This window comes from Saccharopolyspora hirsuta (assembly GCF_008630535.1).
Taxonomy (GTDB): Bacteria; Actinomycetota; Actinomycetes; order Mycobacteriales; family Pseudonocardiaceae; genus Saccharopolyspora; species Saccharopolyspora hirsuta.
Genome location: NZ_VWPH01000009.1, coordinates 329,822 through 345,996, shown reverse-complemented (window position 1 = coordinate 345,996; position 16,175 = coordinate 329,822). Strand labels below are relative to the sequence as shown.

At 71.9% G+C, this 16,175-nt stretch carries 15 protein-coding genes; 6 read left to right on the top strand and 9 right to left on the bottom strand.

What is annotated here, in order from left to right; translation table 11 throughout:
• Positions 1-11: 11 nt before the first annotated feature.
• Both F1721_RS21525 and F1721_RS21520 read right to left on the bottom strand, forming a co-directional pair.
• The gene (locus F1721_RS21525; RefSeq protein WP_150068526.1) at positions 12-1,172 is read right to left on the bottom strand and encodes an acyl-CoA dehydrogenase family protein; all 1,161 of its coding nucleotides are present in this window, start codon (positions 1,170-1,172) and stop codon (positions 12-14) included.
• Between the two features lie 37 nt (positions 1,173-1,209).
• Positions 1,210-1,743 (bottom strand): thioesterase family protein, encoded by a 534-nt coding sequence (locus tag F1721_RS21520; RefSeq protein ID WP_150068525.1) that lies wholly within the window; start codon positions 1,741-1,743, stop codon positions 1,210-1,212.
• Between the two features lie 121 nt (positions 1,744-1,864).
• Between F1721_RS21520 and F1721_RS21515 the strand changes: the two genes are divergently transcribed.
• Complete coding sequence (locus F1721_RS21515) at positions 1,865-2,653, top strand: IclR family transcriptional regulator (RefSeq protein WP_150068524.1); 789 nt, start codon at positions 1,865-1,867, stop codon at positions 2,651-2,653.
• 2 nt (positions 2,654-2,655) lie between these two features.
• On the opposite strand, the gene F1721_RS21510 is transcribed toward F1721_RS21515, so the two are convergent.
• Entirely contained in the window at positions 2,656-3,111 is a 456-nt protein-coding gene (locus F1721_RS21510; protein ID WP_150068523.1) for a nuclear transport factor 2 family protein, read from the bottom strand.
• An 83-nt stretch (positions 3,112-3,194) separates the two neighbouring features.
• On the opposite strand from F1721_RS21510, the gene F1721_RS21505 reads away from it, so the two are divergent.
• Positions 3,195-3,752 carry a TetR/AcrR family transcriptional regulator gene (locus F1721_RS21505; protein ID WP_150068522.1) on the top strand — a complete coding sequence of 186 codons (558 nt, stop codon included), beginning with the start codon at positions 3,195-3,197 and terminating at the stop codon, positions 3,750-3,752.
• A 112-nt stretch (positions 3,753-3,864) separates the two neighbouring features.
• Entirely contained in the window at positions 3,865-5,364 is a 1,500-nt protein-coding gene (locus F1721_RS21500) for an amino acid permease (RefSeq protein WP_150068521.1), read from the top strand.
• A gap of 58 nt (positions 5,365-5,422) precedes the next feature.
• Here F1721_RS21500 and F1721_RS21495 read toward each other — a convergent pair whose 3' ends face one another.
• Complete coding sequence (locus tag F1721_RS21495) at positions 5,423-5,695, bottom strand: UBP-type zinc finger domain-containing protein (protein WP_150068520.1); 273 nt, start codon at positions 5,693-5,695, stop codon at positions 5,423-5,425.
• 90 nt (positions 5,696-5,785) lie between these two features.
• Here F1721_RS21495 and F1721_RS21490 point away from each other — a divergent pair, with 90 nt between their 5' ends.
• Positions 5,786-7,351, top strand: coding sequence for a Na+/H+ antiporter (locus tag F1721_RS21490; RefSeq protein ID WP_150068584.1), 1,566 nt, complete (start codon positions 5,786-5,788; stop codon positions 7,349-7,351).
• A gap of 587 nt (positions 7,352-7,938) precedes the next feature.
• Here the strand turns inward: F1721_RS21490 and F1721_RS21485 are convergent.
• Positions 7,939-8,682, bottom strand: coding sequence for an IclR family transcriptional regulator (locus F1721_RS21485; RefSeq protein ID WP_150068519.1), 744 nt, complete (start codon positions 8,680-8,682; stop codon positions 7,939-7,941).
• A 216-nt stretch (positions 8,683-8,898) separates the two neighbouring features.
• On the opposite strand from F1721_RS21485, the gene F1721_RS21480 reads away from it, so the two are divergent.
• On the top strand, positions 8,899-10,095 hold the full coding sequence (locus F1721_RS21480; protein WP_150068518.1) for an NAD(P)/FAD-dependent oxidoreductase: 1,197 nt from the start codon (positions 8,899-8,901) through the stop codon (positions 10,093-10,095).
• A gap of 173 nt (positions 10,096-10,268) precedes the next feature.
• On the opposite strand, the gene F1721_RS21475 is transcribed toward F1721_RS21480, so the two are convergent.
• From F1721_RS21475 to F1721_RS21460, 4 genes are read right to left on the bottom strand one after another with little or no spacing between them, the layout of a single operon-like run.
• A complete protein-coding gene (locus F1721_RS21475) occupies positions 10,269-10,877 on the bottom strand; it encodes a sarcosine oxidase subunit gamma (RefSeq protein ID WP_150068517.1) in 609 nt (202 codons plus the stop codon).
• Complete coding sequence (locus tag F1721_RS21470) at positions 10,864-13,686, bottom strand: 2Fe-2S iron-sulfur cluster-binding protein (RefSeq protein ID WP_150068516.1); 2,823 nt, start codon at positions 13,684-13,686, stop codon at positions 10,864-10,866. The genes F1721_RS21475 and F1721_RS21470 overlap by 14 nt, the downstream gene beginning before the upstream one ends.
• Entirely contained in the window at positions 13,683-13,940 is a 258-nt protein-coding gene (locus F1721_RS21465) for a sarcosine oxidase subunit delta (protein WP_150068515.1), read from the bottom strand. Before F1721_RS21465 ends, F1721_RS21470 begins: the two co-directional genes overlap by 4 nt.
• Before the next feature lie 58 nt (positions 13,941-13,998).
• Positions 13,999-15,219: a sarcosine oxidase subunit beta family protein gene (locus F1721_RS21460; RefSeq protein WP_150068514.1), complete on the bottom strand. Its 1,221-nt coding sequence runs from the start codon at positions 15,217-15,219 to the stop codon at positions 13,999-14,001.
• Between the two features lie 100 nt (positions 15,220-15,319).
• Between F1721_RS21460 and F1721_RS21455 the strand changes: the two genes are divergently transcribed.
• Positions 15,320-15,976: a GntR family transcriptional regulator gene (locus tag F1721_RS21455; protein WP_150068513.1), complete on the top strand. Its 657-nt coding sequence runs from the start codon at positions 15,320-15,322 to the stop codon at positions 15,974-15,976.
• The last annotated feature ends 199 nt before the right edge of the window (positions 15,977-16,175 follow it).

Genomic DNA, 16,175 nt, shown 5'->3' with positions numbered 1-16,175 from the left:
TCCGACCTCCGTCAGGCGCCGAGCGGGCGCAGGAGGGAGCGGGAGATGATGTGCCGCTGGATCTCGCTGGTGCCGTCCCAGATCCGCTCGACCCGGGCGTCCCGCCAGAACCGCTCGATCGGCAGCTCGGCCATCAGCCCCATCCCGCCGAAGATCTGCAGCGCGCGGTCGGTGATCCGGCCCAGCGCCTCGGAGGCGAACAGCTTGGCCATCGCCGCCTCCTGGTCGGTCATGCCGCCGCGGTCCAGCTTCGCCGCCGCCCGCAGCGTGAGCAGCTCGGCCGCGTCGAGCTCGGTGGCCATGTCCGCCAGCTGGAACCCGACGCCCTGGAACTTGCCGATCGGCTGGCCGAACTGCTGCCGCTCCGCCGCCCACCGGGTGGCCATCTCCAGCACCCGCCGCCCGCGGCCGACGCTGGTCGCCGCGACGCTGAGCCTGCTCGCGCCCAACCACTCGCCCATCAGCGCGAACCCCGCCCCCTCCTCGCCGAGCCGCTGCCCGGCCGGGACCCGGCAGTCGGTGAAGGCCAGCTCGCACTGGTGGTACCCGCGGTGCGAGACGCACGCCGACCCGCGCCGCACCTCCAGGCCGGGGGTGTCGAGGTCCACCAGGAACGCCGTGATCAGGTTCTTCGGACCGCGCGCGGTCTGCTCGACGCCGGTCGCGGCGAACAGCACGACGAAGTCGGCCGCGTCGGCGTGGCTGATGAAGTGCTTGGTGCCGTTGAGCACGTAGTCCCCGCCGTCGCGCACCGCGCGGGTGGTCATGGACCGCACGTCCGACCCCGCGCCGGGCTCGGTCATGGCCAGGCAGTCGTGGCGCTCGCCCCGGATGGCGGGCAGCAGGTAGCGCTCGCGCTGCTCGCCCTCGCACGCCTGCAGGATGTTGCTCGGCCGCGCGACGAGCATCTGCAGCGCGTAGCTGGTGCGGCCGAGTTCGCGCTCGACCAGCGTGAGACCGGTGGCGTCCAGGCCGCCCCCGCCGAGCTCGGCGGGCATGTTGGCGGCGTACAGACCGGCCTCGACGGCCCGGGCCCGGACCTGCGCGGCGAGTTCGCCCGGCACTTCGTCGAGGCGCTCGACCTCGTCCTCGTGCGGCTCCAGTTCGACGGCGACGAACTTGCGCACGGTGTCGACGATCATCTGCTGTTCGGCGGTCAGCTCGAAGTCCACGTCCGCTCCTCGGTCTTCGTCTCGGGTGGGGAGCCCGTCAGCGCCGGATGCCCATCGGGCGGCCGACGACGCCGGGTGCGGGAAGGGCCGCGTGCGCCCGCTGGATCGCGGCCAACCGCCGCCGGATCTCGTCCGGCATCGCAGCGGACCGGCCCTGCTCGGTGTCCACGTGGACCAGCAGCTGCTCGGCCGTGGCCAGCAGGGCGCCGCTCCCGCCGTGGTGCATCTCGTGGAACACGTGCACCCGCTTGGCGTCGTGGTCGAGCACCCGCAGGGACAGCTCCAGCGGTTCGCCCTCGGCGGCCTCGCGCCGGTGGTGGAGGTGGGTCTCGACCGTGTACAGCGAGCGCCCGCCGTCCCGGTACTGCTCGTCGATCCCGAGGTAGCGGAAGAACGCGTCCGAGTTGTCGCCGAACACGAGCAAGTAGCAGGACTCGCTCATGTGGCCGTTGTAGTCGACCCACCGCGGGCTGACCGGTGTCCGGTGCAACCGCAGCGGCGCCGGGATCTCCGCGGCGTCGTCCCAGGGCTGGTGCCCGCTGCCTTCGTACGGGGTGACCACTCGCTCCATGACATCTCACAATGTGCGTTGATTGTTCGCTATGTGCGACGCTAGGCAGGCTGCGACGATCACGTCAAGCCCGCCCACCCGACCGGCCCAGGACCGGCGGCGGGCGGATTAGGGTGGGGCCATGAGCGTGGAAGCGGCCCACAACCAGGACGGAACCCGTTCCGCGAGCGGGCGCGTGCAGTCCCTGGACCGCGCGGTCGCGCTGCTCAACGCGGTCTCGTCGAGCGCGCCCGGGGGACGCCCGGCGGCCGAGCTCGCCGCCGAGTGCGACCTCAACCGGGCCACCGCGTGGCGGCTGCTGGCCACCATGGAGCACCACGGACTGGTCGAGCGGAACCCGCTGACCAACCGCTATTCGATCGGCTTCGCGATCAGCCGGATGGCCGCCACCGCGGGCGTGGACGGCCTGGTGCGCCGGGCGCACGACGTGCTGGAGCGGCTCAGCCGCGAGACGGGCGAGACGGCGAACCTCGCCGTGGCGCAGCACCTCGGCCTGACCTACGTGGACGAGGTGGCGCCGCCGGTGGTGCTCAGCGCCCGCTGGCTCGGTCGGCAGGTGCCGATCCACGCGACTTCAGCGGGCAAGGCGTTCCTCGCCTGGCTCCCGGACGACGAGGTCGAGTCGATGCTCGCCGGTCCGCTCGCGGAGTACACCGCCAGCACCCGGACCGACCGCGCCGCGCTGCGCGCCGAGCTCGCCGAGATCCGCGAGCAGGGCTACAGCGTCGGCGTCGGCGAGCTGGAACCCGAGGTCCACGGCGTCGCGGCGGCGGCGCTGGACGCGCGCGACCGCCCGTTCGCCATCGTCAGCGTCTGGGGCCCGCGCGACCGCATCCCGGAGTCGCGCTTCCCCGAGCTGGGCGCCCTCGCCCGCGGGGCCGCCACCGACATCGCCGCCGCGATGCCCTGACGTCAGCGGCCCGGCAGCAGCTGACCGCGCTCGGATTCCGGGCGGGGGCCGAAGATCCGGCGCTCGGCGGCGGTGATCGGCACGTCGTTGATGCTGGCCTCGCGGCGGCTCATCAGCCCGTCGGCGGTGAACTCCCAGAGCTCGTTGCCGTAGCTGCGCCACCACTGCCCCGCCGCGTCGCGGCTCTCGTACTGGAAGCGCACCGCGATGCGGTTCTCCCGGAACGCCCAGAGCTCCTTGCGCAGCGCGTAGTCCAGCTCGCGCGCCCACTTCTGCCGCAGGAACGCCACGATCTCCGCGCGCCCGGTGACGAACTGGTCGCGGTTGCGCCACACCGAGTCCACCGTGTACGCCGCCGCGACGCGCTCGGGGTCCCGGGTGTTCCAGGCGTCCTCGGCCGCCTGGACCTTCTGGGCGGCGGTGCGCTCGTCGAACGGCGGGAAGGGCGGGCGGGGCATGGCGGGGCCTCCTCGTGGAGAACGATCGTTCTCCGACTAGGCTAGAGAACGATCGTTCTCCCAACAACCCGGAAGATCGCCACATGGACCGCCACCAGGCCGCGGACAAGCTGCTGGACACCGCCGAAGCCCTGTTCTACGAGCGCGGCATCCAAGCCGTGGGCATGGCCGAGCTGCGCGCGACCTCCGGAGTCTCGCTCAAGCGCCTCTACCAGTGCTTCGCCTCCAAGGACGAGCTGGTCGAGGCCTACCTGCGCCGCCGCGACGAGCGCTGGCTGGCCGCGCTGACCGCGCACGTCGAGCGCAGCGACGAGCCCCCCGCGCTCGCGGTGTTCGACTGGCTGCACGAGTGGTTCCAGGAGCCCGGCTTCCGCGGCTGCGCGTTCCTCAACTCGTTCGGCGAGCTCGGCGGCGTGGCCCCCGCCGTGGCCGAGGCCGCCCGGAAGCACAAGCAGGACCTGCACGACTACCTGCGGGAACTGGTGGACCGGCTCGACGTCGCCGACCCCGGAGAACTCGCCGAGCAGCTGCTCGTCCTGGTCGAGGGCGCGATCGCCACCGCCGCCGTGAGCGGACGGTCCGACGCCGCCCGCGCCGCCCGGTCCGCCGCGGCCGCGCTGATCACAGCCGGTTCACGATGAGCTGCTCCGCCTTGTCAGATGTGACCCTAGACACAATCCTGTCCTAAGACGCGGTAGCGCGGCACGAGCGGGCCAATCCGACCTGCCGGGGGCAAGGGTGAGGAGGCCACCCATGACGATCATGCGTGTCAAGTCGGTCGAACAGTCCATCCGCGATGCGGAGGCCCCGGAATTCCGGCTCCGGCGCGTGCTGCGCGCCGTGGACCTGCTGGGCATCGGCATCGGCGCGATCATCGGCACCGGCATCTTCGTGCTCACCGGCGTGGCCGCGGCCACCGACGCCGGACCGGGCATCTCCATCTCGTTCGTCATCTCCGGCATCGCCTGCGGCCTCGCCGCGCTGTGCTACGCGGAGTTCGCCTCGGTGGTGCCCGTGGCCGGGTCCGCCTACACGTTCTCCTACGCCTCGCTGGGCGAGTTCTTCGCCTGGCTCATCGGCTGGGACCTGATGCTGGAGTTCATCATCGGCGCGTCCACCGTGTCGGTCGGCTGGTCGCAGTACTTCGTCGAAGCGCTCGGCGCGGTGGGCCTGCCCCTCCCCGACGCGCTGACGGCCGCACCCGGCGCCGGCGGCGTGGCGAACATCCCCGCCGCGATCATCGCCCTGCTGCTGACCGTCGTGCTGGTGGTCGGCATCCGGCTCAGCGCCGCGGTCACCAACGTCGTGGTGGCCGTCAAGCTCGCCGTGGTGCTGTTCTTCATCATCTTCGGCGCGTTCTTCGTCAAGGCGGCCAACTGGAGCCCGTTCATCCCGCCGCACCAGCCGCCGGAGCCCGGCGCGGTCAGCGCGCCGCTGGAGCAACCGCTGATCAGCGCGATCTTCGGGCAGACCGGTTCGTTCGGGCTCAGCGGCCTGGTCGCCGGTGCCGCGCTGGTGTTCTTCGCCTACATCGGCTTCGACATCGTCGCCAGCGGCGCGGAGGAGACCCGCCGACCCCAGCGGGACATGCCGATCGGCATCCTCGGCTCGCTGGCCATCTGCTCGATCCTGTACGTGCTGGTGTCGCTGGTGATGACCGGCATCGTCAAGTACGACCAGCTGGACACCGCGGCCCCGATGGCCACCGCGTTCCAGGCGATCGGCGCGCCGTGGGCGGTCGGGCTGGTCTCGCTCGGCGCCATCGCCGGGCTGACCACGGTGATCCTCATCCTGATGCTGGGCCAGGCGCGGGTCGGGTTCGCGATGAGCCGCGACGGGCTGCTGCCGGTGTGGTTCGCCAAGGTGCACAAGAAGTACCGCACGCCCTACCGGATCACCGTGATCACCGGCATCATCGTCGCGATCATCGCCTCGCTGACCCCGATCAACGTGCTCGCCGAGATGACCAACATCGGCACCCTGTTCGCCTTCGTGCTGGTGTCGATCGGCGTGCTGGTGCTGCGCCGGACCCGCCCGGACCTGCCGCGGGCGTTCCGCGTGCCGTGGGTGCCGGTGATCCCGGTCCTGGCCGCGGCGGCCTGCCTGTACCTGATGCTGAACCTGGAGGGCTGGACCTGGATCCGCTTCGGCATCTGGATGGTCCTCGGCCTGGTCCTCTACTTCGTCTACAGCAGGCACAACAGCCGCCTCGCCCGGGGCGAGACCATCGAGGAGGCCGCCGACGAGCTCTGACCCCGGCCGTCACCCGGGGTGGCGCCGATTTCGCGGTGCCGCCCCGGGTGTCGGTTTCTCACGGGCGGAGCTGTTCGTCGACGTAGCACCAGGTCCAGGACTCGCCCGGTTCGAAGGAGCGGACCACCGGGTGGGACGTCTGGTGGAAGTGCGCGGTCGCGTGCTTGTGCGGGCTGGAGTCGCAGCAGCCGACGTGGCCGCACTCGGTGCACATCCGCAGGTGCGCCCACGCGCGCTCGCCCGCGGCCAGGCAGTCCTCGCAGCCGTCCGCGCGGCCGGGCTCAGGCGCGCGGTCGGCCGCTTCGCGCAGGTGCTCGCAGGTGGTGGACATCGCAGAACTCCTTCCCGGCGCTTTCGCGCAAGAATGTCGACTCGACCGTAACCGCGCGGTTCACCCGTCCGCAGCAACACCGGAGTGATGATGCACGACCTTCCCGCGTTGATGGCCCTGCTCGCCGGGGCGCTGGCGGTGACCGCGATCGCGCGACGCGTCGGCGTGTCAGCTCCGCTGGCGCTCGTCGTGGTCGGGCTCGCGGTGTCGTCGATCCCCGGGGTGCCGGACTACACGCTCGACCCGGACGTGGTGCTGCTGCTGATCCTGCCGCCGCTGCTGTACTCCGCGGCGCTGAACAGCTCCACCATCGGCATCCGGGCCAACCTGCGGCCGATCGGGCTGCTGGCGTTCGGGCTGGTCCTGTTCACCACCGCGGTCGCCGGGGCCATCGCGTGGTGGCTGGTGCCGGGCCTGCCGGTGAGCGCGGCGCTGGTGCTCGGCGCGGTGATCGCACCGCCGGACGCGGTCGCGGCCATCTCCATCGGCCGCAGGCTCGGGCTGCCGCGCCGGATCACGACCGTGCTCAGCGGCGAGAGCCTGGTCAACGACGCGACCGCGCTGACCGCGTACCGGGTGGCGGTGGCCGCCGCGGTCGGGGTCGGCTCGTCGCTGCTGGGCGGGATCGGCATGTTCCTGGTCGCCGCGGTGGGCGGGGTGCTGATCGGCTACGCGATCGGCTGGGTGGTGCACCGGATCCGCCGGGTGCTGCGCGACGACATGCTCGAGAGCGCCACCGGCCTGATCGTGCCGTTCTTCGCCTACCTGATCGCCGAGGAGGTGCACGCCTCCGGGGTGCTGGCCGTCGTGGTCGCCGGGCTGTACCTGGGGCACCGCGCGACCTCGGGCAGCGCGGCCACCCGGCTGCAGGACCGGGCGGTGTGGAACGCCGCGGACACGCTGCTCGAAGCGGTGGTCTTCGCCCTGATCGGCCTGCAGCTGCGCAGCGTCGCGGAGACCGTCTCGGCCGACCTCGGACCGCTGCTCGTCGCCGGGCTGGCGCTCACCGCCGGGGTGGTGCTCGCGCGGGTGGTGTGGGTCTACCTGGTGATGTACCTGCCGGAACTGCTGAGCGGTCGCGGCCCGGACTGGCGGGCCAAGGCGGTCGTGTCGTGGGCGGGCATGCGCGGCGTGGTGTCGCTGGCGGCGGCGTCGGCGATCCCGACGGTGACGTTGAGCGGAGCCCCGTTCCCGCACCGCCCCGAAGTCCTGTTCCTGACGTTCTTCGTGACGCTGGCGACGCTGCTGCTGCACGGGAGCACGCTCCCCTGGCTCATCAACAAGCTGGGCGTGCGCGGCACCGAGGACTACACCGACGCGCTCGCCGAGGCCGAAGCCCAGCACAACGCCGCACGCGCGGCACGAGACCGCCTGGACGCGCTCGCCGCGGAGTCCGAACCACCGGGCGACGTCGTGGAGCGGCTGCGAAGCGCCGCGGAACAGCGCAGCAACCAGGCGTGGGAGCGGCTGGGGCGATCCGCCGACGAAGTCGGCGAGAGCCCGACGGCGGCGTACCGGCGGCTGCGCGGGGAGATGCTGGCCGCGGAGCGGGCGGTCTTCGTGCAGTTCCGGGACAACCGCCGGATCGACGACGAAGTCCTCCGCCGCGTGATGCACCAGCTCGACCTGGAGGAGCTCTGGCTCTCCCGCGACTGACCCGCCGGGTCCGCGGGCGACCACCGCGATTTCAATGGAAATCGGACATCCGATTTCCATTGAACTTGTTCATCCCCGTCCGTGGACCGCAGCTGCGAAGGGCGACCGGCACCGGTCGGCAGGTGGTCGCATGCGCCGTCAGGCGCATAACCCACCCTCGCAACCGGCACCGCCGCGGGTTCTCAGCGTTCGCCTGGCGAGGACGGCCCTGACGCCGTGTATCGGGTCATACATCAGTCAGGGACCCCGGAGTCCAGGCGGGCGCTGAGGTTCCGCCACCGGCACCGCCACGCAGAACGAGGTTGGAAAAACCTCAATGGAAATCGCACCAGACCTCCGCCGCGGGGACCTCCCGGCGCAGCACCGGGCACCACTGCGACGGCAACTGGTGGACACCGACGTCCTCGTGCGGAACCACAGTTTCAATTGAAACTGCGGATCGGTGTGGGTGGGGATCGCAGTTTCAATTGAAACTGCACCCCGCCGCAGCAGGTGACCTGCCGTCGCGACCGGCCCCGGAGCTGATCTCGGTTGCTGCGGTGGAGCGGTGGACGCCGGGCGGGAGGTCCGGCGCGGGAAACCTCTGGTCAGGCCAGGAAGCCGAGCTGGGAGGAGAGTTCCTTGGCCGCGATGCGCATCGCTCCGACGACCTCGCGCATGCGCTTGCGGGAGAAGCGGTAGGACGGGCCCGAGGCGCTCAGCGCCGCGATGACCTCGCCCTCCTGGTTGTAGACCGCCACCGCCGCCGCGTTGAGGCCGAGCTCCAGCTCCTCGTAGCTCGTCGCGTAGCCGTCGCGGACGATCAGGTCGAAGTCCTTGCGCAGTTGGCCCGCGTTGGTCACGGTCCGGGTCGTGTAGCGCTCCAGCGGGCGGACCAGCAGCTCGTCCTGGTCCTCGCGCGGCGCGTGCGCCAGCAGCACCTTGCCGCTGGAGGTGGCGTGCAGCGGGGTGCGCTGGCCGACCCAGTTGTGCGCGGTGACCGCAGCGGTGCCGCGCGCCTGGCTGATGTTGATGGCGACGTCGTAGTCCCGGATCGCGATGTTGACCGTCTCGCCCAGGTCGGCGGCCAGCGACTCGCAGAACGGCCGCCCCAACCGGGGCAGGTCCATCCGCTCGGTCGCGGCACCGGCCAGCCGCACGATGCCGAAGCCGATGGCGTACTTGCCGCGCTCGCCCAGCTGCTCCACCAGACCGCGCGCTTCCAGCACGCTGACCAGCCGGGAGGCCGTCGACTTGTGCACTCCCAGCTCCCCGGCGATCTCGGTGATGCCGGCTTCGCCGTTGCGCGCCAGCAGTTCCAAGACAGTCACAGCCCGGTCGACGGACTGCACCAGAGCGCCAGAACCCCTTCCGCGTTCTTCAGCTGCGCTACCCACCGGTCAACCGTATCCGCTCGTGGTGCACATACCAGAACCATCCGTTATCCCTCTTGACGTTGTCGCAACAAAAGGGTCAGATTTGTTGCACATACTACGCGCTGTTCCTCATTGTGCAACGGAGGTCGGCTTGTTGTCATTCTTCGTGGCCGCACCGGCCGTGATCGCGGCATGAGGACGGTCGCCGTCGTCGGATCCTCGGTGGCGGGCTGGCGGGCCGCGCAGGAGCTGCGCGAGCAGGGCTTCGACGGGCGACTGGTGATCATCGGCGCGGAACCGCACCGACCCTACGACCGACCGCCGCTGTCCAAGGAATTCCTGGCCGGGGCGCTGCAACCGGAGGAGCTGGCGCTGGGCAGCGAGCAGGAGGAGGCCGACCTGGCCGCGGACTGGCGGCTGGGTACGGCGGCGGTCCGGCTGGACACCCGGCGTGGTGCGGTGGTGCTCGCCGACGGCAGCGAGGTCCGCGCGGACGGGGTCGTGCTGGCCACCGGTTCGGCGCGGCGGAGCCTGCCCGGCACCGGCGAAGCCCCCGGCAGCCACCGGATGCGCACCATCGACGACGCGCTCGCGCTGCGCGACGACATCCGCGCCGGGGCGCGGGTCGTCGTGGTCGGCGGCGGGCTGATCGGCACCGAGATCGCCTCCAGCTGCCGGGCCCTCGGTGCGCAGGTGACGCTCGTCGACGCGCAACACCTGCCGCTGGCGCGAACTCTGGGCATCGAGCTGGCTCCCCTGTACTTCGCCCAGCACGAGGACCACGGCGTCCGGGTCCGCTGCGGAACGCCCGCCCGGCGCGTGCTCGCCGAGGACCGGGTGACCGGCGTCGAGCTGGCCGACGGCCGGGTGCTCCCGGCGGACGCGGTCGTCGTCGAGGTCGGCGCGGAACCCGCGACGCGCTGGCTGCGCGGCTCCGGCCTGAAGCTCCGCGACGGCGTGGTCACCGACTCCGGCTGCGTCACCGCGCTGCCGAACGTGGTGGCGGTGGGCGACATCGCGCGCTACCAACCGCCGCACCGCCCGCGCACGGTCCGCAGCGACCACTGGTCGACGGCGATGAACCAACCACCGGTGGCGGTGCGGAACCTGCTGGCGGGCAGCACGGTGGCGACCTACACCGGCGTCCCCCACTTCTGGTCCCGCCAGTACGGCTCGACCCTCCAGTTCGCGGGCTACGCGGGCCCGAAGGACCGGATCACCGTGGTGGAGGGCTCCCTGTCGTCCCGCCGCTTCGTGGCGACCTACCACCGAGGCGGCCGCCAAGTGGCGGTCCTGGCGATGAACAGCCCGAAGCTGTTCGCCACCCACCGCCGCCGCCTCATCACAGCCCTATCCCACCCCGCGACGACCGTCCCGGCCCGCTCCTGAGCCCACCTTGTGGTGACGTCGCCAGTCGGGCGCGATTTCTCACGAAATCGGCACCGTCTCGACGGAACCTCCAGTTGGCATCGAAGCCGATTTCGTGAGAAATCTCTGCAGTCACCACCGGGACGACGGCCGTGCGATCAGCGTCCTGGCTCCGCCGACGCCCCTGCTCACCGTCACCGCCCGGCGAACTCCGCCATCGCGTCCAGCAGGACGTTCGCCAGGTAGTCCGCGAAGGAGTTGCGCACCAGCAGGCGGTACTCGGGCTCCGGGCTCAGCTGCCAGAGGATCACCTGCGCTCTGCCCACCATCGTCTGCGCGCAACGGCCCGGGGTGAAGGCCCTCGGGTGCAGGTCGATCGAGCACAGCTTCTCCAGGACTTCCCGCGACATCCGGCCGGACAGCCGCAACGCCGTCCGGTTCGCCGAGACGTCCACTGTGGATCCGAGGGAGTCCGCGAGGGCTTCGTCGAGGGCGGCGACCAGGTGCGGGGCCCGGCCGTCGGGACCGACCAGGAGCCACTCGTCGGGGCCGAGCCAGAGCGCCGCCGCGGTCTCGTCGCCGGACACCAGGTTCGGTTCGTGGTGCGGCAGCGCCAGGTCCAGCGCGTGCTCGACGCGGGCCACCGCCGGGCTGCCCGGGTGGACGCGGAGGTTCACCTGGGTCAGGAACGGTTCCTCGGCCAGCCGGACGTCCCGGCCGCCGCCGGCGGCGAGCTCGGCGGCCCGGTCGGCGAGCGGGCTGCGGCGCAGGGTGTCGGTCCGGCGCGGGCTAACGACCGTCACGGCGGGCTCCTTCCACGTCGTAGAACACCGGCTCGGTCACCTCGACCGGGATGCGCCGACCGTCGACCGGCACGTGCAGCACCTCGCCGATGCGCCCGCGGCCGCCGCGGACCAGCGCCATCGCGAAGGTGCGGTCCAGGACCGCGCTGCGGTAGCTGGAGGTGACGTGCCCGAGCATCGGCACCGGCGGTTCCAGCGGCACGTCGGGCGCCACCAGCTGCGCGCCCTCCGGCAGCAGCTCTCCGGGCTCCACCGGGAGCAGCCCGACCAGCTGCTTGCGGTCGGCGCGGGCGGTGTCCGGGCGGGCGAAGGAGCGCTTGCCGACGAAGTCCTTGCGCTTGGACACCACCCAGTCCATGCCCAGGTCCTGGGGCGTCACGGTGCCGTCGGTGTCCTGCCCGACGATCACGAAGCCCTTCTCCGCGCGCAGCACGTGCATGGTCTCGGTGCCGTAGGGCGTGATGCCGAGGTCCTGCCCGGCTTCACCGACCGCTTCCCACAGCGCCAGGCCGTACCAGGACGGCACGTTGATCTCGTAGGCCAGCTCGCCGGAGAACGAGATCCGGCTGATCCGGGCCGGAATCCCGTTGGCCAGCGCGGTTTCCCGGAACTCCAGGAAGCCGAAGGCCTCGTTGGAGACGTCCAGGTCCGGTGCCAGCCGGGCCACCACCTCCCGGGAGTCCGGCCCGACCACGGCCACCGCCGCCCACTGCTCGGTCACCGACGTGCAGTGCACGGCCAGGTGCGGCCACTCGGTCTGCAGCCACTCCTCCAGCCACTCCAGCACTTTCGCCGCACCGCCGGTCGTGGTGCTCATCAGGTAGCGGTCCTCGGCCAGCCGCATCGACACCCCGTCGTCGAAGACCATCCCGTCGGCGGTGCACATGACGCCGTAGCGGGCCTTGCCGACCGGGAGCTTGGCGAAGGCGTTGGTGTAGATGCGGTTCAGGAACTCCGGCGCGTCCGGCCCGACGACCTCGATCCGGCCGAGCGTGGACACGTCCTGCATCGCGACGCCGGTGCGCGCCGCCAGGCACTCCCGGTGCACCGCGGCGGCCATGTCCTCGCCGGGCCGCGGGTAGTACCGGGGCCGCTTCCACTGGCCCACGTCCTCGAACACCGCGCCGTGCGCCACGTGCCAGGAGTGCATCGGCGTGGTCCGCACCGGATCGTGCAGTTCACCCCGGTCCCGTCCGGCCAGCAGCGCGAACGACACCGGCGCGTGCGGCGGCCGGAACGTCGTGGTGCCCACCTCGCCGGGCGATTCCGCGCCCAGCGCTTCGGCGATGACGCCGATCGCGTTGACCCCGGAGGTCTTGCCCTGGTCGCTGCCGGTGCCGATGGTGGTGTACCGCTTGACGTGCTCGACCGAGCGCATCCCGGCGCCGACCGCCCGCCACACGTCGGCGACCGTGGCGTCCCGCTGCAGGTCGACGAAGTGCTGGGTCCACTCCGCCGGTTCCCCGGACTCCCCCGGCACCAGCCACACCGGCCGGGGCGCGGCGACCGGCCGGTCCCCGGCCACCGGCGGCACCGGCGGGGCCGCGATCCGGAAGCCGCTGGCGGTGGCCGCCTCCGCACCGGCGGCCAGCCCCTGGGCGAGGCAACCCGCGAGGTCGTAGGTGCCGCGAGCCGCGCCGATCACCTTGGGCCGCCCGGGTTCCTGCTCCGGCACGAACCCGGCCACCAGCCGGTCCCAGCGCAGCGCACCGCCTGTCTGGCTGAACAGGCCCACCGCCGGGTTCCAGCCGCCGCAGACCGCCAGCAGGTCGCACTCGACGTCGACCGGCGTCCCCGCGCCTTCGAGGTCGCCGATGCGCGCGGACGTGATGCGCCCGTTCCCGCTGGTCCCGATGACCGCGGCACCGGTGAAGACCTGAGCGCCCAGCGAATCCGCGAGGTCGACCAGCCGCTGCGGCGGTTCCGGGCGCGTGTCGACCACAGCGCGGACCCGCGCTCCAGCCGCGGCGAGGTCGGCGGCGGTCTGGTACGCGCTGTCCGACGTGGTGACCACAACTGCGTCCCGGCCGGGCAGCACCGCGAACCGCTTGAGGTAGGTGCGCACCGCCGAGGCCAGCATGATGCCGGGCCGGTCGTTGTCGGCGAAGACCATCGGCCGCTCGTGCGCCCCGGTGGCCAGCACCACGCGCTGCGCGCGCACGTGCCACAGCCGCTGGCGGGTGCCGCGGCGTTCGGCGATGAGCAGGTAGTTGTGGTCGTAGTAGCCGACCGCGGCCGCGCGGGTGAGCACCCGCACCTCCGGCAGGTCCACGAATTCCCTTGCCGCGCGGGCGATCCACTCCCCCGCGCTGCGACCGTCGATGCGCTCGCCGCCGTCCAGCAATGCCCCGCCGAGCTCGCGCCCCTGCTCGACCAGCAGCACCCGCGCGCCGCTGCGCCCGGCCGCGAGCGCGGCGGCGATCCCGGCCGGGCCAGCCCCGACCACGACGACGTCGGCGTGCACGTACTTCTTGTCGTAGACCGCGGGATCGGGCGCTGCGCTGAGCCAGCCGATCCCGGACAGGCTGGCCACCTGCAGACCGTCGTGCAGCTCCAGGGTGGTGGCGGGCACCATCGGTTCCGGGCCACCGCTGAGCACCTGGACCAGCGCGTTGGGCTCGGTGCCGTCGGCGGTGAGGATGCCGCGCGGCCGGTCCCGGTAGATCGACGGCCCGACCTCGATGCGGCCGTTGGCCAGCAGCGCCGATGCCAGCGTGTCACCGGGGTGGCCGGTGAGCTCGATGCCGTCGACGGAGAACCGCAGCGTGCGGGTGCGGTCGATGCGACCGCCCTGGCCCAAGCGCGTCATGGCACCACCTTCTCAGGACGCATCTCGTTGGTCTCGGTGTCGCGGACGACGTTGAACCAGCGGCGGCAACCCGCCGTGTGCGCCCAGCGCTCGTGGAACAACCCGCGCGGGTTGTCGCGGATGAACAGGTACTCCGCCCACTCCGCGTCGTCCAGCTCGGCGGGGTTCTCGGGGAAGTCGACGTGGGCCTGACCGCCGTAGCGGAACTCGGTCTCGTCCCGATCCCCGCACCAGGGGCAGCGGATCGACAACATCGGGGACTCCCCTCCTTCATGTCCCGCGTTTCCCTTGAGGCTCCAACGGAAATCGCGGCTAGTGGGCGACTGCGGCGGCGCCGTGCTCGTCGATCAGGGCGCCGGTCCGGAACCGCTTCAGGCCGTAGGGCTCGTTGAGCGGGTGCGGTCGTCCGGTGGCGATCGTGTGCGCGTACACCCAGCCCACGCCCGGCGTCGCCTTGAACCCGCCGGTCCCCCAACCGCAGTTGAGGTAGAGGTTCTCGTACGGCGTCGGGCCGATGATCGGCGAGGCGTCCGGCGTGACGTCCACAGTGCCCGCCCAGGTCCGGATCACGTGCGCCCGCGCGAAGATCGGGAACAGCTCCAGCGCCGCCGCCATCTGCCGCTCAATCACGTGCACCGAGCCGCGCTGGCCGTAGCCGTTGTAGCTGTCGATGCCCGCACCGAGCACCAGCTCGCCCTTGTGCGCCTGGCTGCAGTAGACGTGCACGTGGTTGGACATGACCACGCACGGGTGGACCGGCTCCAGCAGCTCGGACACCAGCGCCTGCAGCGGGTGGCTCTGCAGCGGCAGGCGCAGGCCGAGCTGGTCGGTGAGCAGCGAGGTCCGCCCGGCCGCGGCCAGCGCGACGCGACCAGCGCTGATCGCGCCCTGCGAGGTCCGCACCCCGGTGACCCGGTCGCCGTCGAGCAGGAACCCGGTCACCTCGCAGCCCTGGACCAAGTCCACGCCCATCTCGTCGGCCTTGCGGGCGAACGCCCAGGCCACGTGGTCGTGCTTGGCGATCCCGCCGCGGCGCTGCAGGGTCGCACCCAGCACCGGGTACCGGACGTCGGCGGACAGGTTCAGGATCGGGCACAGCTCGGCGATCTCCGCGGGCTCCACCCACTCGGCGTCGATCCCGTTGAGCTGGTTGGCGAACACCCGCCGCCGCGAGTCGCGCACCTCCTGCTCGGTGTGCGCCAGGTTGAGCACGCCGCGCTGGCTGAGCAGGAAGTCGTAGTCCAGCTCGGCGGGCAGCTGCTCCCACAGCTTCAGCGCGTGGTCGTAGAGCGCGGCGCTCTCGTCGAAGAGGTAGTTGGAGCGGATGATCGTGGTGTTGCGGGCCATGTTCCCGCCCGCCAGCCAGCCGCGCTCCAGCACCGCGACGTCCCGGATGCCGTGGTTGCGGGCCAGGTAGTAGGCGGTCGCCAGGCCGTGACCGCCGGAGCCGACGATCACCACGTCGTAGTGCCGCTTCGGTTCCGGGTTGCGCCACAGCTTCGGCGGCGGCTCGGGCAAGGGGGTGGTGACCACCGCGGCCTCCAACGCGAAAGACGGGAGTGACCAGTGGGATCGGATGGGGCGGAAGTTGTCGGCGAACTGATATATCAGTCTGTGGGGTAGGCTACGAGACGTGTGCGCAGCCGTCAATTCCCGATCCGGCGAGCAGCCGTCGCAGGCCGAGCGCGCCTACCTGACCTTGCGCGACCTGATCCTGACCCTGCAGCTGCCGCCCGGCTCCCCGGTGCCCGAGGAGCCGCTGACCGGCGAGCTCGGCATCGGCCGCACCCCGTTCCGGGAGGCCGTCAAGCGGCTGGAGGCCGAGTCGCTGGTGGCGATCTACCCGCGCCGCGGCACCTTCGTCACCGAGGTCAACATCACCGACCACGCGCTGATCGCCGACGTCCGCCACCGCCTGGAGGGCCACGCGGCGCGCCGCGCCGCCGAGCGGGCCACCGACGCGGAGCGGTCCGAACTGGACGAGCTGCGCGCGCTCGCCGAGGACCTGGACGGCGAGCAGGCGGTGATCATGGACGTCGACGCCCGGGTGCACCGCACGATCTACCGCTGCACCCACAACCGCTACCTGGAAACCACCCTCGGCCACTACTACAACCTGGCCCTGCGCATCTGGCACCTGTTCTTCGACCGGCTGCCGAACGTCGCCGAGCACGTAGAGGAGCACGCGGAACTGCTCAAGGCGATCATCGCCGCCGACGCCGACCGGGCCGACCGCATCGCGGTCGCCCACGTCGACCACTTCGAGAAGTCCATCCGCCAGGCCATCTGACGCCGGGCCGCAGGCGGGGCTGCGCGCCGGTTTTGCCCATGCCTGACGAACGTTCCGGCACGGCGCGGTGCCAGTTGCGGGCAGAAGCCAGTCCGGCCGGACTGCGCGCCGCGGACGGCTCTGCGCCGGGTTTGCCTTCAGGGGTAACGGGATCGGGCTGGTCCGATCGTGGTCGGCAGCCCCCGGAAAGGTCAACGGA

Coding starts and splice junctions, on each gene's coding strand:
- F1721_RS21520 (WP_150068525.1), bottom strand. CDS start 1,743: ATGGAGCGAGTGGTCACCCCGTACGAAGGCAGCGGGCACCAGCCCTGG.
- F1721_RS21515 (WP_150068524.1), top strand. CDS start 1,865: ATGAGCGTGGAAGCGGCCCACAACCAGGACGGAACCCGTTCCGCGAGC.
- F1721_RS21510 (WP_150068523.1), bottom strand. CDS start 3,111: ATGCCCCGCCCGCCCTTCCCGCCGTTCGACGAGCGCACCGCCGCCCAG.
- F1721_RS21505 (WP_150068522.1), top strand. CDS start 3,195: ATGGACCGCCACCAGGCCGCGGACAAGCTGCTGGACACCGCCGAAGCC.
- F1721_RS21500 (WP_150068521.1), top strand. CDS start 3,865: ATGACGATCATGCGTGTCAAGTCGGTCGAACAGTCCATCCGCGATGCG.
- F1721_RS21495 (WP_150068520.1), bottom strand. CDS start 5,695: ATGTCCACCACCTGCGAGCACCTGCGCGAAGCGGCCGACCGCGCGCCT.
- F1721_RS21490 (WP_150068584.1), top strand. CDS start 5,786: ATGCACGACCTTCCCGCGTTGATGGCCCTGCTCGCCGGGGCGCTGGCG.
- F1721_RS21480 (WP_150068518.1), top strand. CDS start 8,899: ATGAGGACGGTCGCCGTCGTCGGATCCTCGGTGGCGGGCTGGCGGGCC.
- F1721_RS21470 (WP_150068516.1), bottom strand. CDS start 13,686: ATGACGCGCTTGGGCCAGGGCGGTCGCATCGACCGCACCCGCACGCTG.
- F1721_RS21465 (WP_150068515.1), bottom strand. CDS start 13,940: ATGTTGTCGATCCGCTGCCCCTGGTGCGGGGATCGGGACGAGACCGAG.